Source organism: Arthrobacter sp. SPG23 (assembly GCF_000876655.1).
Lineage (GTDB): Bacteria > Actinomycetota > Actinomycetes > Actinomycetales > Micrococcaceae > Arthrobacter.
Window position 1 is genome coordinate 95,172 of the sequence record NZ_JYCN01000017.1, and the last position, 24,042, is coordinate 119,213.

General features: G+C 66.4%; 22 protein-coding genes. 12 read left to right on the plus strand and 10 right to left on the minus strand.

What is annotated here, in order from left to right; translation table 11 throughout:
* Window positions 1-79: 79 nt before the first annotated feature.
* The 4 genes from ggt to TV39_RS10300 all read left to right on the plus strand — a co-directional run bounded on the left by ggt (window position 80) and on the right by TV39_RS10300 (window position 4,823).
* Window positions 80-1,921 (plus strand): gamma-glutamyltransferase, encoded by a 1,842-nt coding sequence (gene ggt / locus TV39_RS10285; protein WP_043481286.1) that lies wholly within the window; start codon window positions 80-82, stop codon window positions 1,919-1,921.
* A 274-nt stretch (window positions 1,922-2,195) separates the two neighbouring features.
* Entirely contained in the window at window positions 2,196-2,576 is a 381-nt protein-coding gene (locus TV39_RS10290) for a VOC family protein (protein WP_043481289.1), read from the plus strand.
* Between the two features lie 118 nt (window positions 2,577-2,694).
* The gene (locus TV39_RS10295; RefSeq protein ID WP_043481290.1) at window positions 2,695-3,657 is read left to right on the plus strand and encodes a D-2-hydroxyacid dehydrogenase family protein; all 963 of its coding nucleotides are present in this window, start codon (window positions 2,695-2,697) and stop codon (window positions 3,655-3,657) included.
* The gene (locus TV39_RS10300; RefSeq protein ID WP_235347344.1) at window positions 3,654-4,823 is read left to right on the plus strand and encodes an alanine racemase; all 1,170 of its coding nucleotides are present in this window, start codon (window positions 3,654-3,656) and stop codon (window positions 4,821-4,823) included. The genes TV39_RS10295 and TV39_RS10300 overlap by 4 nt, the downstream gene beginning before the upstream one ends.
* 34 nt (window positions 4,824-4,857) lie before the next feature.
* Here the strand turns inward: TV39_RS10300 and TV39_RS10305 are convergent, their stop codons facing one another.
* Genes TV39_RS10305 through TV39_RS10315 form a run of 3 tightly spaced genes read right to left on the minus strand, consistent with a single transcriptional unit; the run spans window position 4,858 to window position 9,121 of the window.
* Complete coding sequence (locus TV39_RS10305) at window positions 4,858-6,390, minus strand: carboxyl transferase domain-containing protein (RefSeq protein ID WP_043481291.1); 1,533 nt, start codon at window positions 6,388-6,390, stop codon at window positions 4,858-4,860.
* A 2-nt stretch (window positions 6,391-6,392) separates the two neighbouring features.
* On the minus strand, window positions 6,393-7,640 hold the full coding sequence (locus TV39_RS10310; protein ID WP_043481295.1) for a CaiB/BaiF CoA transferase family protein: 1,248 nt from the start codon (window positions 7,638-7,640) through the stop codon (window positions 6,393-6,395).
* A 53-nt stretch (window positions 7,641-7,693) separates the two neighbouring features.
* Window positions 7,694-9,121: an SLC13 family permease gene (locus tag TV39_RS10315; RefSeq protein ID WP_268747765.1), complete on the minus strand. Its 1,428-nt coding sequence runs from the start codon at window positions 9,119-9,121 to the stop codon at window positions 7,694-7,696.
* Between the two features lie 107 nt (window positions 9,122-9,228).
* Between TV39_RS10315 and TV39_RS10320 the strand changes: the two genes are divergently transcribed.
* Window positions 9,229-9,936 carry a FadR/GntR family transcriptional regulator gene (locus TV39_RS10320; RefSeq protein WP_043481301.1) on the plus strand — a complete coding sequence of 236 codons (708 nt, stop codon included), beginning with the start codon at window positions 9,229-9,231 and terminating at the stop codon, window positions 9,934-9,936.
* On the opposite strand, the gene TV39_RS10325 is transcribed toward TV39_RS10320, so the two are convergent.
* Complete coding sequence (locus tag TV39_RS10325; RefSeq protein ID WP_043481303.1) at window positions 9,933-10,439, minus strand: MarR family winged helix-turn-helix transcriptional regulator; 507 nt, start codon at window positions 10,437-10,439, stop codon at window positions 9,933-9,935. The genes TV39_RS10320 and TV39_RS10325 overlap by 4 nt on opposite strands.
* A gap of 138 nt (window positions 10,440-10,577) precedes the next feature.
* On the opposite strand from TV39_RS10325, the gene ribA reads away from it, so the two are divergent.
* Window positions 10,578-12,413, plus strand: a complete 1,836-nt coding sequence (gene ribA / locus TV39_RS22800; protein ID WP_043481305.1) for a GTP cyclohydrolase II RibA — start codon at window positions 10,578-10,580, stop codon at window positions 12,411-12,413.
* Window positions 12,414-12,478: 65 nt separating this feature from the next.
* Here ribA and TV39_RS10335 read toward each other — a convergent pair whose 3' ends face one another.
* The 3 genes from TV39_RS10335 to TV39_RS10345 form a co-directional block, all read right to left on the minus strand.
* Window positions 12,479-13,063: a hypothetical protein gene (locus TV39_RS10335; RefSeq protein WP_043481308.1), complete on the minus strand. Its 585-nt coding sequence runs from the start codon at window positions 13,061-13,063 to the stop codon at window positions 12,479-12,481.
* Window positions 13,064-13,144: 81 nt separating this feature from the next.
* Window positions 13,145-14,002, minus strand: a complete 858-nt coding sequence (locus TV39_RS10340; protein WP_043481310.1) for an SDR family oxidoreductase — start codon at window positions 14,000-14,002, stop codon at window positions 13,145-13,147.
* A 152-nt stretch (window positions 14,003-14,154) separates the two neighbouring features.
* Window positions 14,155-15,093, minus strand: coding sequence for a LysR family transcriptional regulator (locus TV39_RS10345; RefSeq protein WP_043481313.1), 939 nt, complete (start codon window positions 15,091-15,093; stop codon window positions 14,155-14,157).
* A 240-nt stretch (window positions 15,094-15,333) separates the two neighbouring features.
* Here TV39_RS10345 and TV39_RS10350 point away from each other — a divergent pair, with 240 nt between their 5' ends.
* The 4 genes from TV39_RS10350 (at window position 15,334) to TV39_RS10365 (ending at window position 19,531) form a co-directional block, all read left to right on the plus strand.
* Window positions 15,334-16,452: a PrpF domain-containing protein gene (locus TV39_RS10350; RefSeq protein ID WP_043481314.1), complete on the plus strand. Its 1,119-nt coding sequence runs from the start codon at window positions 15,334-15,336 to the stop codon at window positions 16,450-16,452.
* 11 nt (window positions 16,453-16,463) lie between these two features.
* Window positions 16,464-17,912, plus strand: a complete 1,449-nt coding sequence (locus TV39_RS10355; protein ID WP_043481316.1) for an SLC13 family permease — start codon at window positions 16,464-16,466, stop codon at window positions 17,910-17,912.
* Between the two features lie 259 nt (window positions 17,913-18,171).
* Complete coding sequence (locus tag TV39_RS10360; RefSeq protein ID WP_144406386.1) at window positions 18,172-18,447, plus strand: hypothetical protein; 276 nt, start codon at window positions 18,172-18,174, stop codon at window positions 18,445-18,447.
* 220 nt (window positions 18,448-18,667) lie between these two features.
* Entirely contained in the window at window positions 18,668-19,531 is an 864-nt protein-coding gene (locus tag TV39_RS10365; RefSeq protein ID WP_144406387.1) for an MFS transporter, read from the plus strand.
* Window positions 19,532-19,581: 50 nt separating this feature from the next.
* On the opposite strand, the gene TV39_RS10370 is transcribed toward TV39_RS10365, so the two are convergent.
* Together TV39_RS10370 and TV39_RS21415 are read right to left on the minus strand one after the other, a co-directional pair.
* Window positions 19,582-20,109 carry a DUF427 domain-containing protein gene (locus TV39_RS10370; protein WP_043481321.1) on the minus strand — a complete coding sequence of 176 codons (528 nt, stop codon included), beginning with the start codon at window positions 20,107-20,109 and terminating at the stop codon, window positions 19,582-19,584.
* Between the two features lie 213 nt (window positions 20,110-20,322).
* The gene (locus TV39_RS21415) at window positions 20,323-21,474 is read right to left on the minus strand and encodes a DUF6226 family protein (RefSeq protein ID WP_144406388.1); all 1,152 of its coding nucleotides are present in this window, start codon (window positions 21,472-21,474) and stop codon (window positions 20,323-20,325) included.
* Window positions 21,475-21,701: 227 nt separating this feature from the next.
* Between TV39_RS21415 and TV39_RS10380 the strand changes: the two genes are divergently transcribed.
* Window positions 21,702-22,046: a hypothetical protein gene (locus TV39_RS10380; protein WP_235347347.1), complete on the plus strand. Its 345-nt coding sequence runs from the start codon at window positions 21,702-21,704 to the stop codon at window positions 22,044-22,046.
* Between the two features lie 47 nt (window positions 22,047-22,093).
* On the opposite strand, the gene TV39_RS10385 is transcribed toward TV39_RS10380, so the two are convergent.
* The gene (locus TV39_RS10385) at window positions 22,094-23,059 is read right to left on the minus strand and encodes an amidohydrolase family protein (RefSeq protein WP_043481323.1); all 966 of its coding nucleotides are present in this window, start codon (window positions 23,057-23,059) and stop codon (window positions 22,094-22,096) included.
* A gap of 206 nt (window positions 23,060-23,265) precedes the next feature.
* On the opposite strand from TV39_RS10385, the gene TV39_RS10390 reads away from it, so the two are divergent.
* Entirely contained in the window at window positions 23,266-24,027 is a 762-nt protein-coding gene (locus tag TV39_RS10390; RefSeq protein WP_043481326.1) for a VOC family protein, read from the plus strand.
* Window positions 24,028-24,042: the final 15 nt, after the last annotated feature.

The following is a 24,042-nucleotide window of genomic DNA, read 5'->3' on the forward strand; positions in this document are numbered from 1 at the left end:
GGATTTAGTGTTGAGTGTCACTCCGGGCCGGAGTAACGTGACCCTCACCCACTCGCACCACCCTGACTCGGGAGCAACCATGCCTAAGGTGAGACGTCGAATTGCCGCCATCACGGCGGCCCTGGCCATGAGCGTGACGGGCGGCGCTGTCATGAGCCCCGCGTTTGCCGATCCGACGGAGATCAAGAAGGAGCCCACCGCCACGGGCTATGGCGGTGCGGTCAGCACAGTCGACCCGGAGGCCTCCGCGGCAGCGATTGAGGTGCTCCGTAACGGCGGCAACGCGGCGGATGCCGCCGTCGCCGCAGCCGCGACCCTGGGCGTGACCGAGCCGTACAGCGCCGGGATCGGCGGGGGCGGCTACTTCGTCTTCTACGATGCCAAGACCGGCGAGGTGGGAACTATCGACGGCCGCGAAACCGCGCCGGCAGGGATGCCAAACGACGCGTTCATCGATCCCGGGACCGGCAAGCCCTACCCCTTCACTCCCCAACTCGTCACGAGCGGCGTCTCGGTGGGCGTGCCCGGTACCCCGGCCACCTGGGAGAGAGCGCTCGAGCGCTGGGGCACGCTGGACCTCGGTGACGCCCTGAAGCCTGCCATCAAGGTCGCAACCCGCGGCTTCGTCGTGGATGAGACCTTCCGCCAGCAGACTCTCGACAATGAGGAACGCTTCGCGGCGTTCACGTCGACGAGCAGCCTTTACCTCCCCGGCGGCGACGCCCCCGCCGTCGGCAGTGTCTTCAAGAACCCCGATCTTGCCGAGACCTACGGCCTCCTCGCTGAGGAAGGCACGGAGGGCTTCTACCAGGGCCCGCTCGCGGAGGAAATGGTAGCCACGGTGAAGGCCCCGCCGAAGACCGCCGGCACGGCACTGCCCATCCCGGTCGGCTACATGGAGACTGCGGACCTGGCGGCTTACGAAGCCCTGGACCAGGACCCCACGCACGTGGAATACCGGGGACTGGACGTCTACGGTATGGCGCCCTCGAGCAGCGGCGGCACCACCGTGGGCGAGGCATTGAATATCCTGGAGACGTTCGGCCCTGCCGAGATGCGCAAGCCCAACCGCCGGAGCCCCGGTGCCCTGCACCCCTACCTTGAGGCGAGTGCGCTCGCCTTTGCTGACCGGGGCAAGTACGTGGGTGACCCTGCATTCGTGGATGTTCCCACCGAAGAGCTCACGGACCCGGTGTTCGGCAAGGAACGCGCCTGCCAGATAGACCTGGACAAGGCCGCCGTGAAGCCCGTCGCACCGGGCGATATCGCGTCGTACGACGGCGCGTGCCCGGCCGCCACTGCGGCGCCCGCCGACGAGAAGGACACCGAGAACATCTCCACAACGAACATGACAGTCGCGGACAAGTGGGGCAACGTGGTGGAGTACACGCTGACCATCGAGCAGACCGGCGGCTCCGGAATTGTGGTGCCCGGCCGCGGGTTCCTGCTCAACAACGAACTGACCGATTTCTCCACGGTTTACGACGCGAAAGACCCCAACCGGATTCAGCCGGGGAAGCGGCCGCGCTCGTCGATGTCGCCCACCATCATCCTGAAGGACGGTGATCCGTTCCTGGCCCTGGGCTCGCCTGGCGGATCAACCATCATCACCACAGTCCTGCAGACCATCCTGAACCGCGTGGACCTGGGCATGAACATCTCCGATGCGATCGCTGCGCCGCGTGCTTCCCAGCGCAACACTGCCAAGGTTACGGCCGAGCCCGCGTTCATCGAAGCCTACGGTGCGCAGTTGAAACCGCTGGGCCACGAATTCACGCCGTCGGGCGATGCGTTCACTTCGGCGGCCGAGATCGGCGCGGCGACCGCCATTGAATTCAGGCCCGACGGGCGTATGGTCGCTGCGGCTGAGCCCGTGCGGCGCGGCGGCGGCTCCGCGATGGTGGTCAAACCGCGGCGCTGAGTCCGGCTATTCCGGAGGACGACGGCGGAAGTGACTTCCGCCGTCGTCCTCCACTTTCCCGCTATATCCCGGAGGCCGAACTGCGGCCATAATGGCGGTATGAACGCTGGGGAGACCCGGACGGCAGCCGTTGAAAAAGCCGTGACAAGGCCTCCCCGGCGCCGTCCCGGCCCATCGAAAACAGCCGGGAGCCGGCGGGAGCCGGCATAGCCGCCTCGCAGGCGCCGCCTTCGGGGCGGGCATCTCGACCGCTTCAAAATCAGGAGATTTCGACATGCTCAAGGAACGTGAAATCGCTGCGGTCCTCCCTGCCATCGACATTGCCCGGGCACGTGACTTCTATCGTGACGTCGTGGGGCTGGACGACCCGGAGGTCATGGACGACGAAAATGTGATGTACCGCTGCGGCAATGGAACAACTTTCCTGCTGTACCAGACGGACAACGCGGGCACTGCAAAGAACACCCAGATGGGCTGGATGACGGACAACATCGAAGCCGAGGTCGAAGAACTGCGCGGGCGCGGCGCCACTTTCGAGGAGTACGACTTCCCGGGACTGAAGACTGAGAACGGCATCGCCACCAACGCCGTGGGCAAAGCTGCGTGGTTCCTGGATACGGAGGGCAACATCCTCAACATCTTCCAGCGCGCATAACCGGACCGGTGGCCCCCAGCAACGCAGTGTGGGGGCCACCCGCATGTTCTCCTCCGATGCAACGTGACGGTAGCCTGACTGCAGTGCCCGCACGCTGCCTACGCCGAAGGATCCATACATGCGCCTCGCCATTCTGGACGATTACCAGTCTGTCGCCCGGGATTACGCGCCCTGGGAGCAGCTCGCAGCCGACGGCGTCGAGGTCACCTTCTTCACCGAGCCGTTTCGGGACGACGCCAGCACGGCGGCCAGCCTGCGCGGGTTCGACATCATCATCGCGATGCGGGAACGGACCGCCTTCGGGCGCGACCGCCTGGCGCAACTGCCTGACCTGAAACTGCTGGTGACCACCGGGATGGCGAACCAGTCCATTGATCTTCCGGCAGCTGAGGAACGGGGCGTTGTGGTGTGCGGGACCGGCGGCTCCCCGACGGCGGCACCGGAACTGACGTGGGGCCTGCTGCTGGCGCTTGCACGCAGCATTCCGTTCGAAGACCGGAGGCTGAGGGAGGGCCGCTGGCAGTCCACCGTTGGCTTTGAGCTCGCCGGTAAGACCCTGGGAGTGCTGGGCCTGGGCAAAATCGGCCGTCGGGTCGCCGCGTACGGACAGGCGTTCGGCATGGACGTCATCGCCTGGAGCCCCAACCTCACGGTTGACGCGGCCGCTGAGGCGGGAGTCAGGAGGGTCAGCAAAGACGCACTCTTCCGGGAGGCGGATGTGGTGTCGGTGCATGTGCGGCTCTCAGAACGCTCCCGGGGCGTCGTCGGGGAGGAGCAACTCCGCCTTCTGGGGGCGCGGGGCGTGCTGGTCAACACCTCCCGCGGGCCCCTGGTCGACGAGGACGCCCTCATCCGGGGACTGCACGAAGGCTGGATCGGCGGAGCAGCCCTTGACGTCTACGACCTCGAGCCGCTTCCCGCGGGCCACCGGCTCCTATCCGCACCACGGACCGTCCTGACGCCGCACCTGGGCTACGTCACGGAGCAAAGCTACCGGGAGTTCTACGGCGGCGCGTTCGACGATGTGCAGGCCTGGCTCCGCGGAGCGCCGGTCCGGCTGCTGACGGCTGTGAATAGATGACCACTGAGTTTCGGCCCGGGAGCATGCCGTATCCGCAGCTTCGGCTCAATCTTGAGGCCCTCGACAACAACATCCGCGTCATGGCGTCCTGGTGCCGGGAACGTCAGGTGGACCTCGCCCCGCATGTGAAGACCACCATGTCCGCACCGATCATCGGCCGACAGCTGGCCGCCGGGGCCGTCGGGGTAACGGTAGCCACCGTGGACCAGGTCGCCTCTGCGCTGGGCTGGGGACACCAGCACGTCCTCATCGCCAACGAGGTCGTCGACCGGTACGGCCTGGCACGGATCCGTGACTGTCTGGGCGAGGATTCCGGGCGCGAAATCCGCTGCTTCGTGGACTCCGCTGCCGGTGTCAACGCGGCAGCGGAGGTGTTCGCCGCCGGGGCTGACGTCGCCCTTGAGGTACTGCTCGACGTCGGGACGCCGGGCGGACGCACGGGGGTACGCAGCCGCCAGGAGGCCGTTCAGCTCGCCGAGCTGGTCCGCGCCGCGCCCGGCCTCAGGCTCGTTGGAGTCGCCGGGTACGAAGGCGTCGTGCCCAACAGCAGGGCTGAGGAGACGATCGCCGCCGTTGACCGGCACTGCCGGCTGGTGCGGGATGTCTACCTGGACGTCGCGCCGTTTTTTGAAACGTCCGCGCCGGTCTACTCCATGGGCGGCTCTGCGTTCCCGGACCGCGTGGCGGAATACCTCCCGGACGCCGGCCAGGTGCCCGGAACACGGCGGATCCTCCGTTCGGGTTGCTACGTCACCCACGACCACGGTACATATGCCGGCGTCAGCCCCGTGCCAGGCCTCGTCCCTGCGCTGACAGTCCGCGCCGTTGTGCTGTCCACCCCCGAGGACGGGATGGCCGTCGTCGGTGCCGGCAAGCGGGACCTTCCGTACGACGCCGGTCTGCCGCTGGTCCTGTCCGTCCAAACCGCTGACGGCGCCCCGAAGGTCGGGGCAACCGCTGCTGTGCGCAGCCTCTTCGACCATCACGCGGTCCTCACCGGCGTGACGGGACTGGAGGTCACGGATGTGGTGGACTTTGGCATCTCCCACCCCTGCTCGGCCTTCGACCGCTGGCCCGAATACGTTGTCACCGACGGGACGGGACGGGACCTCGATGTGTGGCGGACGGATTTCCACCGGTCGTCCCTGTCCACGATCACGCGGTGAAGCAGACGGGGACACCGGAGTAATCCGCCGGGGATCACCCGGCGAAAAGGCCGCCCAGGTTCCGGTACTTTGCCAGCCGCAACGGGAGCAGCGCGTTGATCCCGACGGAAGACAACGTGGCGAGTTCGTATTCGATGGCCTGTCCCAGCCGCCGGCAGAACGCCCTTCCCTCGAGGGCCGCATCGCTGTGTCCCGTGTCCCCGCGTTCGTCCACGATGTGCTCCACCAGCCCGTTGGCGTACAGGGCGGCAACGTTGACGCCTTGTGCTTCGGACATGGCCGGCGCGAAGTCGGTGCTCCGGTGGACGATGGCGCTGGCGCCTTCGGGCGGCAGCGGGGACAGCCACGCATGCTGGGCGGCGATGGTGCGGTCCGCGGGCAGGAGGGCAAGCGCGCCGCCGCCGGCGCCCTGACCCAGCAGGACCGAGACGGTGGGGGAGTTCAGCCCGATCATGTCGTGCAGGGACCGGGCAATCTCGCCGGCCAGGCCGCCCTCCTCGGCTTCCTTGGACAGCGCCGCGCCGCCGGTGTCAATGACTGTCAACAGCGGCAGGCCCAGCTCCTCGGCCAGCCGCATGCCGCGACGGGCCTCACGGAGCGACGCCGGTCCCATCGCGGTCTGCTGCGAGGGCCTGGGCCGGGTGTGGCCGATGACCACGCAGGATTCCTGGCCGAAGCGGGCCAGGGCAAGCTGCAGACCGGGGTCCTTTTCCCCCTGCCCGGTGCCGTTGAGCGGCAGCACATCGCGGGCGCCGTAGGCGAGCAGCTGGCGCAGGTCCGGCCGCCGCGGGTTCCGGGAGATTTCGATCGATTCCCAGGCGCCGGCGTCGGACGGTTTGACCGAAAGGGTCTTCGGCGGCTCAATCCGGGCATGCGGGCCGGTGACCAAAATGCCGAGGGCACGGTCCACGACGTCGGACAGTTGCGAGGGCGGGACCACCGCGTCGATGAGGCCCTTGTCGAAAAGGTTTTCCGCCACCTGCACGTTCTCCGGAAACGGCGTGCCGTAGAGGGCCTCGTAGACCCGTGGTCCCAGGAAGCCGAGGAGGGCCCCGGGCTCAGCCACGGTGATGTGGCCGAGGGAACCCCAGGATGCCATGACCCCTCCGGTGGTGGGGTGCCTCAGGTACACGAGGTAGGGCAGGCCCGCCTGGCGGTGGGCGCGGACGGCGGCACTGATTTTCACCATGGACAGGAAGGCGATGGTTCCTTCCTGCATGCGGGTACCGCCCGACGCCGGGCCCGCCAGGAGCGGCAGACCTTCGCGGGTGGCCCGTTCGACGGCGGTGACGATGCGTTCCGCGGCGGCCTGGCCGATGGAACCGGCGAGGAAGCGGAATTCGCTGACGATCACCGCTACGCGCCGGCCGCGGATGAGGCCTTCGCCGGTGAGGACGGATTCGTCCACGCCGGTCTTGGCACGGGCCGCCGCCAGCTCCTGCCGGTACTCCGCACCGGGATCCGGGTCAACCACCGGAGCGTCCCAGCTCCGGTAGGAGCCGGGATCCAGCACGGCGGTGATGAGCCCGGCGGCATCCAGGTGCCGGACTTTCTGTTCTGCGAGCATGGTCAGCGCCCTTCCTGTTCCGGGCCGGCCGGGGTGCCTTTTGTGCCGGCGGGCAGCAGTCCAAGCCACTGCCGGATCTGCTCCCCGTCCTGGTCCAGCAGCGGGGGTGCGGTGTGCGTGGTGAGGGTCGTTTCTGCAGTGTCGGCGGAGCTGAAGAACCGCAGCGGCGGGCCGGGCAGGCTGACGGTGCCCAGGATTTTGTGGTCGACGTCGATCACCAGGCCCTGCGAATGGACCTGCTCCCAGGCGTACACCTCGTCCAGGGTGCGGACCTTGCCGGCCGGGATTCCGGCGTCGTTGAGTTTGGCGAGGAGCTCCTCCGCCTCGTAATCGGAGAATGCCTGCTCCACCTCTTCGATGACTTTCTCGCGGTTGCGCACCCGGTCCGCGTTGCTGCCGAACTCAGGACGTGCTGCGTCGATTCCGAACGTGGCGGCGAACGTGTTCCAGAGTTTTTCGCTGCCCACGCTGATCTGGACCCGTCCTTGCCGGCAGTGGAACAGTCCGTAGGGGGCGATGGAGGGGTGGTGGTTGCCCTGCGCCTTCGGGACCTCGCCGGCCACCGTGGCCCTGGTGCCCTGGAACGCGTGCACCCCGATAAGCGCGGCAAGCAGTGAGGTGCGCACGATCTGGCCCTGCCCGGTCCGCTCGCGCTGCAGCAGGGCGGCGAGCGTCCCGAACGCGCCGTACATGCCCGAGAGCAGATCGGCGATGGGAACACCCACCCTTTGGGGGTCGTCCGGCCCGGAACCGGTCAGGGACATCAGGCCGGCTTCGCCCTGCAGGATCTGGTCGTAGCCGCTGCGCCGGGATTCCGGCCCGTCGTGTCCGAATCCGGTGATCGACAGGATCACCAGTGCCGGGTTCAGCGCGTGCATTTCCGCAGCGGAGAAGCCAAGCCGGTCCAGGACGCCGGGGCGGAAGTTCTCGATGACGACGTCGGCGCGTTCCAGCAGTTCGCGCAGGACTGTCCGCCCGTCGTCGGCCTTCAGGTCCAGGGCGATGGATTCCTTGTTGCGGTTGCAGGACAGGAAATACGTCGCCTGCGGATCGTCCTCCGGGCCCACGAAGGGCGGGCCCCAGCCCCGGGTGTCGTCCCCGGTGCCGGGGTTCTCCACCTTGATGACCCGGGCGCCGAGGTCGGCGAGCATCATTCCTGCGTGCGGGCCGGCCAGGGCGCGGCTCAGGTCCACCACGAGGTAGCCGGACAGCGGACCCTCTGCCTGGGGATTGGATTCAGTGCTCTGCATGGGGTTCCTTCTCTTGCTTCTGGATACCTGGGTTGCTGCTGTTGCGTGCCGGCCTACAGCCAGCCCGGGGCCACCATGACCAGCCAGGCGATGGCGGGCCCGGCGACGACGACGATGCCGCTGTAGGCCAGGATCTGCTTGTAGAACCTGTCCTTGTCCACGTCTTCGGGTGCGTTGGCCAGGACCAGGGCGCCATTGGTGGAGAACGGGGAGACGTCAACGATCGTGGAGGCCACGGCGAGGGCGGCGATGACCCCGACGGCGCCGATCTCCCCGGAGGCCAGGAACGGCACAGCCAGGGGAATAAGGGCGGCCAGGATGGCGGTGGAGGAGGCGAAAGCGGAGACAACGGCGCCGATGTAGCAGATCAGCAGGGCTGCGAGCAGCGGCATGCCCAGCTGCGCAACGCTGTCCGACACAAACGTGATGGTGCCGGCCTCTTCGAGGACGCCCACGAAGGTGAGCATGCCGCAGAGGAGGAGAACCGTGGACCAGCTGATTTTGTTGACGGCGCCCTTCTGTGCGGCCGGGGAAACCAGGGCCAGGACCATGGCGATGGTGATGGAGACGAAGCCGACGTCCACCTTGAACCCCAGCGAAATCACGGCGAGGGCGATCAGGCCGAGAATCGTCACGAGCTGGGGAACGGAAGCACGGGGAGTGCCGGCCGGCTGTTCGGTGCTGGAAGAGGCGTTGCTGGAGTGCTCACCGGAGCCTGACGTGCCTTTGGAGGAGACGCGTGCGGAGGAAATGTCGGTACCCGAGCCCTGCAGGGTTACCCCTGCGGTGCGGGCTCCTACGCTCATGGCCATGCGCTTCTCGGCGGCCTGTTCCACCAGCCGGCCGCCCGCGGAGGACCCGGACTTGTTTCCGCCCAGGACGAGGAACAGCACCAGCGCAATGGCCAGGTTGAAGATGAAGCTTGCCAGGAAGATCGTCATGGGGCTGGCTTCCAGTTCCGTCTTGGCAATGATGCCGTTGACGGTGACGCCGTAGACGGCGATGGGGGAGAAACCGCCGGCCTGCGCGCCGTGGATCACCATCATGCCCATCATGAGCGGATTGATTCTATGCTTGGCCGCGAAGCTGAGCGCGATCGGCGCGATGATGGCGACGGCGGCGGGCGAGAGTGCGCCGACGGCCGTGATGACAGCGGTGATAGCGAACATGATCCACGGGATCAGGGCCACCTTGCTGCCAACCATCCGCACGGCGCCCCGGACCATCAGGTCGATGGTGCCGTTGTTCTGGGCGATGGCGAAGAGGTACGTGACGCCGACGATGGTCAGGAATAGACCGCCGGGGAAGTTGGCAAGGATGTCGTTGGTAGACATTCCGAGGACGACCGACCCCAGCAGGAATGCTCCGACGAAGGCCAGGGCGCCCATGTTGAGGGGCAGCACCGTGGCCAGCAGGAACATCACCGCCAGGATGATGATGGACAGGACGGGAGCGGACGTCTTTGTTCCTCCGGATCGAATAGTGGGAATTGCAACTGGCTTAGTGGCCTAGCCTCCTAGACACTAGGTGTCTCTGTCAATAGTTCTCCGGTACTCTTGGGATTTAGGACCTTCTCGAAAGGACGCAGATGGCTAAGCAGACGGCAACCCGGCAGATTACCCGCGTTTCGCGGCCCCGGCTTTATGAGCAGCTCGTGGAGCAGCTCATGGACTTCATCGAGGCTGCCCAGCTGGGTCCCGGGGATACCTTGCCTGCTGAGCGCGAGTTGGCCGAACGGCTGGGGGTCTCACGCGCCACACTTGCCCAGGCCCTGGTGGCACTGGAAGTCCTCGGTGTGATCGACGTCCAGCACGGCACCGGTGCCGTGCTGGTCTACCGCCCCAACGTCCCGTCCGTGATCAAGGGGCTGCGCGAGCACCGCAGCCGGCTGCCGGAGATCGTGGAGGCACGCAGCACCCTTGAGGTCAAGCTTGCCGAGTTGGCCGCGGAGAGGCGCAGCAAGGAGGATATGAAGGCCATCGACAAGGCGCTCGATGCAATGGCCGAGGAGGTCGCCTCGGGCGGCCGGGGCGCGCACGGCGATGAGCTGTTCCACCAGGCCGTGACTGCCGCCGCCCACTCCGCCGTATTGGCCCAGCTGATGACATTCATCGCCGGAATGGTCCTTGAAACGCGGCTGGAATCGCTCGGACAGCCGGGCCGCCCGGAGCAGTCACTCGCCTCCCATCGGAAGATCGCCGACGCCATCAGGGCCCAGGACCCTGTAGCGGCGGCTGCGGCAATGCTGGAGCATATCGACCTCGTCTCCGACGTGGCCCTGCTGAAGAACCCCTAGGTCGCCGCTGATCCGCCACCGGCGCCGCGGGGCCGGCAGGTGGTGTCGATGGCGTGCATGATCCGGCCGCCGATGTCACCCAGTTGCCGTGACTGTGCCTTGGTGAGGGGATCAAAAACGAGGTTGCGCACGGCTTCGACATGCCCGGGTGCCGTGTGAACGACCTTCGCCCAGCCGTCGTCCGTGAGGGTGGCCAGGGTGATCCGGCCGTCCGAGGGATCCGGGGACCGGCGCACCCAGCCGCGCTTTTCGAGACGGCCCACCACCTGTGACAGGCGGGGCAAGCCGGATTCGGTGAAGCCTGCAAGTTCGCTCATCCGCCGCGTCCGGCCGGGAGCTTCGGACAGTCCGGCGAGCACCATGTACTCAAAATGGCTCAACCCCGCGTCGCGCTGCAGCTGGGCGTCGAGTGCCGAGGGCAGCCGCATCATCACGCCCACGAGCGCGAGCCAAGCCTGGCGTTCGTCGTCGCTGAGCCAGCGTGGTTCCGCGGAGGTTTCCATGCCGCCAGCCTATCCCAAAAACTTCATATGTGAAGTTTTATCTCCGGTAAATCACTTGCATCCTTAACTAACCGGCGGTACGGTTAACTTCAATCTTCAAGTAATTTCCACTTCCCTTACCGAATGCTGAGGCCCCAGATGACCCTTGTGTCCGAGACCCTCATGCCGCCTGTTCCGGCACTGCCCGCAGCTGCCGTTCGCAGCACGGTCACCGTTCCGCTGCGCTTCCCTGACGGCTTTACGGCCACCGCCGAGGTGCTGACGTTCCACGGGCTGGCCGACGGCAAAGAACACCTGCTGCTCGCCCTGGGCGACTGGGAGCGGACGCTCCTGGATCCGCCGTCGGCACATTCGGCGCCGTTGGTCCGGCTGCACAGCGAATGCCTGACCGGTGACGTGTTCGGCAGCGAGCGCTGCGACTGCGGTCCGCAGCTGCGCGAAGCGGTGGAAGAAATCTCAGCTGCCGGCGGCTTCCTCCTGTACCTCCGCCAGGAAGGCCGGGGCATCGGCCTGTACTCAAAGCTCGACGCCTACGCCCTGCAGGACACGGGACTGGACACGTACGAGGCGAATCTAGCCCTGGGCCACGGCGAGGACGAGCGCGACTACACGGCTGCCGCCCAAATGCTTGGCGCAGTCGGCGCAACCACCGTCCGCCTGCTCACCAACAACCCGGACAAAGCCGCCCAGCTCACCGGCATGGGCATCGACGTTGCGGAACAAGTACCCACGGGCGTCCACCTTTCACCGGCCAACCACGGCTACCTCGCCGCCAAGCGGGACCATACCGCTCATACCCTCAACATTCCGCCCGTGACCGTCCCCGGCCACGAGGAGATACTGGCCAGGGTCGACGCCCTTATTCCCCGCCTGCGGGAGCGCGCTGAGGAGACCGAGCGGATCCGCCGCCTTCCGGAATCCACGATGGCGGACCTGAAGGAGGCGGGTGTCTTCCGGTTGCTCTCCCCAAAGGCGGTCGGGGGACTCGGCCTTGGAGTGGAGACGTACGTTGAGGTTGTTCGCCGGCTCGCCCGGGGGTGCCCCTCCACAGCGTGGACCGTGGGGCACCTCATCGAGCACGTCTGGATGCTCGCGCGGTGGCCCCGGAAAGTTCAGGACGAGGTCTTCGCCAGCGGACCGGCTCCTTTGGCCGCTGCCACCGGCGCCCCAGTGGGGGCGGCTGTCAAGGTCCCCGGGGGGTACTCCATCTCGGGCCGCTGGACCTTCGCCTCGGGAGTCATGCACTCGGAGTGGGCCCTCCTGGCCGTGCAGGACGGGGAGGTCCGGCTGCAGTGCCTGGTGCCGGTGTCCGACGTCGAGCTGCTGGACGTGTGGCATACCGCCGGACTGAGGGGGACCGGCAGCAACGACATCCGGGCAGACGAACTGTTCGTTCCGGAGTACCGGGCGATTGACTGGGCCACCCTCAGCGCCCCGGACAACCCGGGTAGCCTGATCCACCAGGACCCCATTATCCACACGCCGATGGCCACCCTCCTGAACCTGGTGGCACCCGCCGCCGCCCTGGGAGCCGCCGAGCACGCCGTCGAACTTTTCCGCGAGCGGATCCTGGTGCGCAGGGTCAAGAACACTCCTGAGAACCGCCAGGCCGATTCCCCCCTCGCGCAGGCACGGTTCTCCCAGGCGCACGGGCTTATTGCCACCGCGCGCCTCCAGTGGGAGGAAGCCATCCGGGTGGTCGCCTCCTCCACGCGCCGGCCCATGACAATGACGGACGAGGAACGGGCCAGGTTCCGGCTGGCGCTGGCCCTCAGCGGGAACGCGTCGGCCGAGGCCGTGCGTCTGATCATGGCCGGATCCGGCGGAAGCGCGCACCGGCTTTCCAATCCGCTCCAGCAGATCCAGCGCGACGTGGACGTTCTCCTCAACCATCCAACCCTGGCGATGGACCCGATCCTTGAGCAGGCGGGCCGCGGCCTGCTAGGCCTCGGGTTTACGGTCCCGTCGTTCTGACCGCACGCGTTTCCCTATTCAGCGGGTTGAACTCGCCTATGACGCGACGGACCTTCTCACGAACACTATTGCACCGGGCCGGGAAGCAAGTGACGGTTCCTGATGCGTGATTGGCCGAACTGAATCTCCAGCGGTTCAATGTCCCACGCTCCGCTGCCGCGCATCTTCGGACTGCCCACGGCAACGTGCGGTGTCCAGTGCGGGGACCTGAAGCCGAGCGCACGGGAGCTGAGAATGAAGTCATCGACGGTGTCCACCAGCAGCATGTCCAGCAGCTCGTGCAGGGCCCGCACCAGGGATACCTGATACTCGTGGACCTGCTCCGGGACGTCCATTGCAAGACCCGACACGTTGCCGCCGCCCAGCGGGATCAGCCGGGCGGCGGTGCCGGAAAAGCCGTCCAGCACAGGCAGGCCATCCAGCCAGGCAAGCGTGCCGCTGGTAGCCGCTGCAACGGTTGTGATGCCCTTGGTCCATTCCGAGACGTCCCGGGCGAAGTCGTCCAGTACGCCGACGTGCAGCAGGGTCAGGTGCAGGCCCCGCTGCCTGCGCAGGGCCCGGACGTGGCGGCCCAGCCCTTCGTAGTCCGAAGGGCCGGATCCGACGCTGAGCACCGGCGCCTCCACTGTGATGCGCGGAATCGTGTTCATCCCGGCCCTCCCGACTGTGCTGGCAGTTGGCTGTGGAAGACATTATCCGCCGGGGCGGGCCAACCGCGCTGCCGAAGCCGGTCAGCCGGCGAGCGGGCGCAGGCCGTCCACCAGGGGAGTAGTGGGCCGTCCGGCCAGCCGTGCAAGGTCGCCGGTGGTGAGGGCCAGTGCGTCCTCGCGGATGTTGCCGTCCAGCGCGGCGAGGAATCCGGCTGTTGCCGGGTCGAGGCCGGCAGCCTCCAAGGCGCTGACGTGCTCGGCTGCACTCACCGGGCGGTAGGAGACGGTGCGCCCGAGGACCGCGGAGAAGGCTGACGCCAGTTCCTCGTAAGTCCAGGCGTAGTCCCCGGACAGTTCGTAGGTGCTGTTGTCATGTCCGGCGGTGGTCAGGACGGCGGCGATGGCCGCGGCGTAGTCCGCGCGGGTGGCGCTGGCCACGCGGCCCTTTCCGGCGCTTCCGAGCAGTGTTCCGGTCTCGCGCGCTGCTAGCAGGGCGTCGGCGTAGTTCTCGGTGTACCACCCGTTGCGCAGCAAGGTGTAGGGGAGTCCGCTGGCGCGGATGTAGGCCTCGGCTTTGACGTGGTCCGGCGCCAGGATCACCGGGGTGGTGTCGGCCGCCAGCACGCTGGTGTACAGGATGCGGGCAACCTTGGCCCGCGCGGCCGCATCGATGACGTTCTCATGCTGCGCCGCCCGGCTCTGGATGTCGTTGCCGGAAATCAACAGCAGGGTATCGCCTTCGGCCAGCGCCGACTCAACACTGGCCGGATCGTTGTAGTCCACCGACGCGGTGTGGACACCGTGCCCTGCCAGTTCGGCGAGCTGCCCGGCGGACCTGCCCGCAGCAACGATATGGGCGGCGGGGACGCCGCGGTTCAAAAGTTCCTTGACGACGAGCCGTCCCAGCTGGCCGGTGGCACCTGCAATGACAATGGACATGAACTTCTCCTTGGTTACCTGGCACCCCGAGCGGCGCGCCTTCCGTCATGGCCAACCGTCCCCGAACGGGAACAATTCCGTTGCCGGATGACGCACTTTGAAGTGCAATAGGCACCTTCAGGTAAGTGTCGCTCTCACATGACCCGGCTCAGCTAGAGGTAGTCGCCGGCCCGTTCGCGGGCGATCTCCAGCAGGGTGGAGTGAAAGGCAACCTCCGCCGGAGCGTAGACCTTGTCCTCCCGCTGGGCCAGCAGTACCCGCCGCAGCGGTGCGGCGGACCCCAGGCTCAGCACCTTTACGTCCGGATGCTGAAGTGCCACTGCAGTCTTTGGCACCATGGCTACGCCCATTCCCACGCTGACCATGGCCTGGGCCTCCTGGTAGTCGTTGGCCAGGAAGGCAATCTCCGGTTCGAACCCGGCGTCGTGGGCGGAGCGCTGCAGCACCTCGACTACGGGGTGGGCCTCGGCGCGCACGATCCAGGACTCGTTGCGCAGGTCCTCCATGCTTATCTGCTCCCGGTCGGCGAGCGGGTGGCTGCGGGCCACCAGGATCACCGTGCTCTCCCGGAAGACCTCTGTTACCCGGATGGAATCGTCCCGGAACGCATTCCAGGGGTAGTCCCAGAGCAGGCACAGCCCGGTGACCCCGGACTGCAGATCGGCCACGAGTTCATCGAAGCGGGCGCTGCGCAAAGACAGGTTGACGGCCGGGTAGCGCTTCTTGAAGGTTCGGATGACGATGGGCAGGAAGGAGCCGGCCAGGGTAGGGAAGGTACCCACGGTCAGGGATCCCCGGTTGAGGCCGGCAATCTGGCCCAGGTCGGACCGGGCCGCGTGCATCTGCCAGACGATCTTTCGGGCGTGACCGGCCAGCACGTGGCCGGCCTCGGTGGGCACTACCCCGCGGGAGCGGCGGTTGAGCAGAGGCTGTCCCACCTCTTGTTCTAGCTTGCGCAACTGCTGGGAGACGGCCGAGGGTGTGTACATCATCAGCTCGGCCGCGGCCGTAATGGAACCCTGCTCCACCACCTCCAGCAGCAGAGCAAGCCGCCTTATGTCGAACAATTCCTGGCCTTCATCGTTAAGCAACGCTTCACCCTTCTGTGAATTTGATTCATTCCCTGTTGGGACGCGGCCTCTGCCCCCGACATCGGGCTCTATTCCCTGCAAGGGAGGCTGAGAAGGTGGGAAATAATCCTTCAGCCCACTATGAGTTAAGCGATTCTACATCCCCCCTCGAAAATCCAACATTGTCTAAAAGTGTGATCTGGCTCAATCTCTTTTCAGGTCCTCATCCAAATCTGAGGCACGAGGAGAGGCGGGAAACCCATGAAGATCGAAGCGCAATGGATGCGCGGAGGCACCAGCAAGTGCTGGGTGTTCGAAGCGAAGCATCTTCAAGAGGGCGGCGCCAGCCTTGACGTGCTGCTGCCGCGGCTGTTCGGCAGCCCGGACCCCCGCCAGATCGATGGCGTAGGCGGAGCCACCTCCACCACCAGCAAAGCCGTGATCCTGCACCGGCCGGTCAGCGACGACGTCGATGTTGAATACACCTTTGCCCAGGTGGGCATCGAAGAGGCGGCCGTGGACTGGGGCAGCAATTGCGGGAACGGCTCGGCGGTGGTGGGGCTGTACGCCATCGAGAAAGGGTGGGTGCTCCCCAACGGCGACGTCACCCGGATTGTCACCCGCAACACCAACACCAACCAAATCATCGTCCAGCGTGTGGCCACCCCCGGAGGCAAGCTGGCCGGCGTTCCGGACGCGCAGATGCCCGGCGTGCCGTTCCCTGGCTACGCGGTGGGCCTCGGCTTCCACGACCCTGCCGGGAAGACCACCGGGGCGCTGTTGCCCACCGGAGCGGCCACCGACACCATCACGGCCGACGGAACCCGTTGGACCGTGTCGCTGGTCGACGCCGGAGCGCCAGTGGTGATGGTCCGGGCCGAGGATCTGGGCCTGGACCTGACCAGTTACGGCAACTGGAGCGCCGCGGTGGAACTGCAGCTGGATACCCTGGAGCAGATCCGGCGGCAGGCGGCGGTGCGGATGGGGCTGGTCCCCACTGCAGCCGAGGCGGCCCGGGCCATCCCCAAGCTCGCCATCGTGGCCGCGCCTGGCCCGGCCGACCCCGACGCCGACGCCAACGTCATGATGCTCTCCATGGGCAAGCCCCACCCGGCGCTGGCCATCACCGGCAGCATTGCCCTGACCCTGGCCGCCCGCACCCCCGGCACCGTGCTGCACACCATCACGGGCGGGACGGTGGCAGCCACGCTCCGGCTCCGCACCCCTGCCGGGGTGATCGAGACGTGGAGCGAGGAACACAACGGGAGCCTCCTCGTAGGCGTCGACCGCACGGCCCGCACCATCGCCTCAACCATCATCCATCTCCCCGAGGTTCCCGGCAGCGCCGTCGCTGCGGCCCTCGCCGGAGCCACCCGCTAAAGGAGACCATTATGACCAAGACTGAGCACCGCACCGCTGTCGTTGCGGGCGAGACCGGGGGCAATGGCGCCCGGCGTCCAACCCGTCGCCGCCGTATCCTACTGGTGGCGGCGGCCGCCGGTTTCGCGATCCTGACATTAATTGCCATCGTGCTGGGTGGTGATATCTTCAACTCTTCGGCCACCCCGGAACCGGAGCACTCCATGACCGCTGTCCAGATCATCCCGCTCGTTATCCTCGTCATCATGTTCATCGTCGCCACCAAATGGCCTCTGAACATCGGCGTGATGGGGCTGGTGGCCTCGTTCGGCGTCGGTTACTTCATGCTTGGAATGTCGGATAAGCAGATCCTCGAGGAGTTCCCCGCCAGCATCGTCCTGACGATCATCGGCGTGACGTATTTCTTCAGCATGGCCCAGCGGAACGGGACCATCGACATCATCGTCCAGAACTGCGTGCGCCTCGTCAGGGGCAAGACGATGCTGCTGCCTTGGGTGTTCTTCCTGATCGCAGCCGCGCTGACCTCGCTGGGCACCTTTTCACCGGCCGCGGTCGCGCTGCTGGCACCGGCGGCCATCGGCTTCGCCTACGAGTCCCGGATCCATCCCGTGCTGATGGGCGCGTTCATCATCAACGGAGCCCACGCCGGCGGCTTTTCCCCGCTGTCCGTGGCCGGCGTGCTGGTGCACGACATCGCCCTGAAGAACGGATTTCCCATCTCCCAGGGCGCGCTCTTCACTGCCAGCTTCGCCCTTAACCTCATTCTCTCCGTCCTCACCATCGTCCTGTTCGCCCTCATCGGCCGGTTGCGCGACGGTGAAGGCGGCCAGCACGCCGACGTCGACACCACCCGCACCAGCCGTCCCCGCGGCCAGCAGATCCTCACGCTGACCCTGATCGCGGTGATGCTCGTATGCACCCTGGGCTTCCACATGCCGATCGGCTTTGTGGCCCTCTCCGCCGGACTCCTGCTGGCGCTGGTCAACATCAAGGAACACCAGACGTTCATTGGCGGCGTCTCCTGGTCCACCGTCCTGCTGGTTGCCGGCATGATCACCTATGTCTCACTGCTCCAGCACGTGGGCGTCATTGATACCCTCGCCGAGCAGGCCCTGGCCCTGGGCGCACCGCTGCTGGTGGCCCTGGTCCTCTGCTACGTCATCGGCGTCGGCTCAGCCTTTGCCTCCTCCACGGCTTTGCTGACCGCATTCATTCCGCTGGCCGGTCCGCTGCTGGCCACCAGTTCGCTGAGCGCCTCCGGAACGGTCGCGGCGCTGGCCATCGCTGCCACGGTGGTGGATGTCTCTCCCTTCTCCACCGACGGTGCCCTGGTGGTAGCCAACGCCCGCGACAACGACAGGCAGCGCGTCTACCGGCAGCTAATGGCCTATGCCGGCGGAGTGGTGCTGGTGGCCCCGGCCCTGGCCTGGGTCCTGCTGGTACCCACCGGCATTATGTAGCCGAACAGCGACGCAGCCTTATACGGCAAGAACGACCTCGCCGGATTGACCAGGGTTTCCAGTGAAAGCCCGGAGCCAGAATGACGGCGCTGACACAGGGAGTCCGCCGGCGCCAGACCGCAGTGGGGCGGCGAATGATGATCACCGGGATCATCGCCTATTCGCAACGCGCGCCGCTCCACTGCACTGACCACAGAAGAGGACCCGCATGACCCGGGCCGAGACAGATGTCCAAAGCCGCCAACCGCAAGGATTACCCATGACTAAGCGTCCGCGCGTATCCCCGTCGCCGGCAATGACTCCGCCACTGGAACCAACACCCAACTGGACCAGGCTTTCCCGAAAGGACGAGATCGAACTGCATAAGGACGGAAAAATCGTGGCCTCCGGGACGGTGGACATGATGGCCTTGAACGGATCCCTTCTCTGGCTCCTCCAAGACGGCGGCAAAGGCCGAGCCCTGTTTCTCCACGACGACGGGTTTTTTGTCTTCAAACGCTGCCGCACGCGTACGCGCAGAAATTCGCGGTCGTGATGCCGAAGGGCCACGGATCTATCACCGACCCCGGAACAGCGGCAGCAGGGTGAGAAGTGTGTTTTCCGTCAACCGGTCAGGAAAATGGCCCCGCGCAAGAGGAGAAAGGGCGCCGGAATAAGGGCTCTTGGCCCTTGGGGATCTCCGGTGGCCCGAGATACGATGCGTCGATTACAGGGGGGCGCAGCCGGCCAGGTGCCCTGCGGAAGGGCGGTTCTTTTTGTCGCGTGACAGTCCCGAACCCTCGATGGCCGGGATGACGCCCGGCACTCCGCAGCCGAGGCGGGCCGTTGATCTCTTGCGCGTGCTGCGGGTGCGGAACTTCGCACTCTTTTGGACGGGTCAACTCATCTCCGGCACGGGCACGTGGATGCAGATGGTGGCGATGGCCTGGCTCGTACTGGACATCAGCGGGTCCGCGGCCGTCCTGGGCATGATTACCACCTTGCAGTTCCTGCCGATGCTGATGTTTGTGCTCCTTTTCGTTCTCGGAGCACTGGCCGTGGTGGGCACATTCGGCTATAACTGGCCGGTCGCAGCGCCGCTGCTGGCCCGCGATCTGCTGAACGTGGAGTCCGTCGGTTTCGGCGCGCTGATGTCAGCGTTCGGTGCCGGTTCCCTGGTGGCAGGCATCGGTCTGGTGGTAGTGGGAGGCAGCAATGATCGCCGGGTCATCGCCTCGGGCGCAGCCCTTGCGCTGATATTGGTACTTCTTGGCCTCTCCCAGGTGTACCCGGTGAGTCTGGGGCTGATGGCACTGGCAGGGCTCAGCGGTACGGTGTTTACGACGCCCGTCAACACCCGTCTCCAAGGACTGGCGCCGGACCGATTACGCGGCAGGGTCATGAGCCTGTTTGTGTTGCTGATGGCCGGCACCACCCCGTTCGGGTCGGCCCTCCTGGGAGTAGGCGCGGAAACCTTCGGCATCTCGGCAAGCATCATCGGATTCGGCGCCGTCACCGCGGGAGGACTGGCCCTATTGCTCGTCCTTCGCGCGCGCAAAGACGCCCGCAAAGACGCGCGCAAAGACCGGTCCGTGCCCCCAGGGAACGTGGGGCCTGAACGCGAACCAGTAATGGAATAGCCAGGTGCGATGGCCGGGGCACGTCCTGCCGGCGCGCAAGACGGATGTGCTCACCACCCGGCCGTGCCCGGACCACCCTTGAACGGGCCAACGATCTGCGAGGTGATCCAACCACCGTAGAAGCTACCTTCCTGGAAGGTCACTTGCTCGCCGTTGACCTCGCAGGAATCCATGCGACCCGGGTAGAGGGCCACCCGGGTGCTGAGCGCTTCAAAACCCCGGGTGGGTTCCGGGTAGGTCCATCCGCCGCGGGGAACGACGACTCCGCCGGCAACGACGTCGAAGTAGTGGGCTTCGCCCTTGAACTCGCAGAAGCTGGTGCCCTCGACCGGGACGAGTACACCGGCGCGGAAGGCGTCCAATGGCAGGTAGTACACCGGGGGATGACTCGTCTCCAGCACGCGCACTGCATCGGTGGTGTCGGCAATCACCTGGCCGCCAAGCCGCACGATCACCCGTTCCGATCGCGGCTCGACCTTTGGCGGACGCGGGTAGTCCCACACCGATTCCTGACCGGCCTTGGGTTTGATGGGTCGGGGACGCCGATGGAAGCCGGACAAGCCGTGAGCAGGAGTCATGTCCCCATGTTGCCATCTTCCGCTGGGATTCCACCGTGAACGCGGGAGGTCCCGGCCGGCACATATGGCCGCAGGTTTAAGGCCATGAATCCTTCGGAGGTCCGCTCCGGCAAGCTGGAGGAACTTTAACCTCGTGGCGCAACTTCGCGGGAAGGCCCACCTCCTCGGCACCGGAACCACCTCCGGGAGTAGGCTTTGGCCGCCCGCTCATAGTCATGACCTGAGTGGCCATGGGCTCCATCCGCCCGCCACCTCACGTAGCCCGATCTCCGCTTCCTGGAGCCGTGCGGCATCCACAGGGCCCGGTTCACCGCTCCCGCTTTCCGACCCGGAACCGTCGACTGCGGTCAGTGCGTACTCGCTCCACCTGCGGCGGCCCACCGGATAGCGTTCGCTGTAACCTCCTGCCGCGACCGCCAGCACCAGCATCTCCATCCGGTCAGCCACTGTCTCCGCGGTTTCGTCACACGCATCGCAGCCGCAGGCCGGAAACGGAAAATCATGCAGCAGGCCGGCGTGGATCCGGACGCCCGGGTAGCCGGTCAGCACAAACGTCAGCGGTGCTGCTCCGGAGCGCCGTGGAGTGACCCGGACAGCCCGCAGCACCTCCCCGGCGTCCGTGAGCAACTCTGTGGCATGACGAGGATCGTTATCGACCTCCACGTCGTAGACGGCGGACAGGTGATCAATGAGTGCCACGGCGACGGCGTGAAGCCCGGCGAACCGCTCGGGATGGCTGTCAACGCTGTACGAATCCGGGTCAGGACCGTCCGCACCCCACTGCCTGCCGTAGGGGATGGGTATACCTTCCGGTGAGTAGTACGTCGTCCTCGGCAGTGTCGGCCGGATATAAGGGGGCTGGCCTGCGCCCGGCGGGACCGGTGCGGGCCGGACGGCAGGCGGGTCCTCCGTTTCCCTGGCCCAGTCCGAGAGTTTGGCGACAAGGCCCCGGACTGAGTCCTCGTCCGCGGTGCGCAGGGCCTCAAGCAGGCGACCTACGTCGAACTTTGTCTGCCGGTTTCCAACCAGGGGAGACCCGGTGTCGTAGGCGGTCCACTCCGCATCCGGTCTCAGCCGCGCAATGGTGTTTCCGGTGAAAACAGCTGCCGCGGCGCTGACAGCAGTTCCGCTCTCAATCTCGGCAGAGAATGCCTGCAGGAACCACACGAGCCGAGCCGGGTCGTCGGCCAACTCTTCCGCCCTCACCTCGTGGCCGGCGCAGAACCCGAGGAACGCGGAGTAGCCTGCGACGTGCCTGACCGGGGCTTCGCGGCCGGTCACCTCCGCATAAAGTGCTGCGCCGCGTGAGATCGGTGCGGGCAATCCGGTGGCCGGCCCCTCGAACAAATCCTCCATTGGGCCCATAACGAGATCCTAGCCCGCGAGGCAAAGAAGGATCGGGCATCGGTGAAGGAGTGATACCGCATTTCGGCCGGAGAGCTTGAGAATCCCGGTCTACGATTTCCCGCATGGGACGCAGGCCATTCTCGGTGGGCATTGCCGTCAGCGCGGTCATCGCGGTGGCTTCTTCGTCAGGGTGTGTCGTGTCTTCTGGGGACGGGCCCCCGCCGTGCATGCCGCCCGCCTTTTCCGTGAACCCGCCGAGGGCGAAAGCCGGCGACACGGTAACGGTCCAAGCGTCGGACGCCGACTGTGATCCCCGCTACGGGCGGAATGCCCGCGTCCAGGTGATTGTCACCGACGCGGCCGGCGCGAAGGTCATTAACACAACTGCCCCGATGAATGACGCCGGCGGATTCGCTTACACCTTTGAGGTTCCGCTCCAAGCGGCTATCGGAGACGCGGCCGTTGAGGCTACGCCGTACGGCATCGATTGGTGTGATGACACTGGCAGGAACAACCGCGCCGGGGCAGCGGCCACTCTGGAACGCGTGTCGTGTGCAGCACGCATTGAGACTCTAGGCATTACCCGCTAGGTCCTCCCGGCCACCGACGGTGGAAACCACCACTCGTGACGGGACTCCTACATGGTGGATTGCCTCAGCCGGGGGAACAGCGCCTCCGAATTGCCGCGGTCTATCGCCGCACGCAGGGAGGGTTCCAGAGGGTAATTCTCGTACTGCATGGTCAGGAAATCGATAGCCGCCGATGGGGCGAACGGGAAGTCAGTGCCGAATGTGATGCGGCCGGGGTCAGCTACCTCGAGCAGGCTGGGAAGCGCCGCCGGGCTGGCGGACAGGGCGACGTCATAGTAAAACCGCCGCAGGATGGATTGTTTTTTATCTGTCAGCGCCGCAAGCGCGCTGAGGGCCAGGTCCTTTTGAGTGAGCATCGTCAGCAGGATCCTGGACGCGATGTAAGGCACGAAGCCGCCCGCGTGGGCCAGGATGAACTTGATTCCCTGGTACTTCTCCATCGCACCGGACAGGATGAGGCTGAGCGCGGTGCGGGTGGTGTCGAGCAGGAAATCTGCGGCGAAGGCGGGTACGCCCGGTACCGCTGGAGCGGGCAGTTCACCGGGGTGGATGAAGACGACGGCCCGGCGGTGGTCTAGGAACTCCAGCAGGGGCTCAAAGCCCGGATCGCCCAGATAGCGGCCGTCGTTGTTAGCCAGCAGCACGATCCCGTCCGCGAGCAGGGTGTCCAGGGCGTACCGGGCTTCCGCCAGGGCACCCTCCACGTCCGGCAGCGGGAGCGTGGCGAAGAACCCGAACCGTTCCGGCCGGCCGGCCACCACTTTGGCACTGTATTCGTTGACTTCCCGCGCCCGCCGCCGCGCCTCCGCCGCGTTCCCGAAATATACGCCGGGTGTGGACAGGGACAGGATCCCGGTCTGAACGTCGTGCCTGTCCATGAACTTCAACGCGGAGCGCTCGGACCACGACGGCAGGCCCACGCCGCCGGGGCGGATGCCCTTTTCGTGCATCCAGCCTGCATAGCCCGGTGGAACGATGTGCTGGTGAGTGTCGATGCGGTACGGCCGGCTCATCCGGGTCCTTGTCCACGTGCTCGTTGCGCTGAACCGCGTGACGCAAAAGGTCAGCGGATGCGAACAATCTACTCGCTCAGCGGACTCAGACCCAGGCGCCGGCCGACGGGCGGCGGTCAGGAACGTCCGCAAAGGCTTGAAGCAGTGCCGGTGCCTGCATACGCTGCACAAAGGAACGAGTCCAGACGGAACAGGAAGGCGCCATAGTGACAACCCGAGATACCCGCTCGATCGGCGCGCCGTGCAGGGTCGACACCTTCCAGCCGGATCCCCGGGCGGCAATGGACTTCTACGGCCCGCTCTTCGGCTGGAGCTTTGACGATCCCGCCCCGATGCCGGCCGGGCTCGAGGGCAGCTACTATGCTGCACGGCTGGACGGGCAGCTGGTTTCCGGGATCGGCCAGGCACCCGCGCTGTCCGGGCCCACGTGGAACACCTACGTGCGTGTTGGCGACGTGGCCCATTCCCTGGCTCGGGCCGGGCAAGCGGGAGGCAGCCTCCTGGCAGGACCGTTTGGTGTCGGTTCAGATGGAGCCATGGCCGTGGTGGCCGACCCCACGGGAGTGCCGTTCTGCCTGTGGCAGGCCGGAGGGAGCGACGATGCCGTGCTGGCCGATGAGCCGAACACCTGGGCGATGAGCTCTCTGCACACCACCGACGTCGGGAAAGCGCAGTCGTTTTACGGCGCCATGTTCGGCTGGGAACGTGAATCGGTGCCGGACGCTCCCTTTGCGCTGTGGCGCCGCTCCGGCCAGGTGGTGGCCGTCGTGACCGCGACTGACGGCGTCGCTGTGCCGCCCCACTGGAGCGTCAATTTCGCTGTCAGTGATGCGGATTCCGTCGCCCGGCACGCCGACGCGCTGGGCGGCACCATCCTGATGGCGCCGATGAACACGCCGGGATTCCGCAACGCGGTGATCGGCGACCCCCAGGGCGGCTTCATCGCGGTCAGCGCACCCGCGAGCTGAACCCTTGAACTTTGT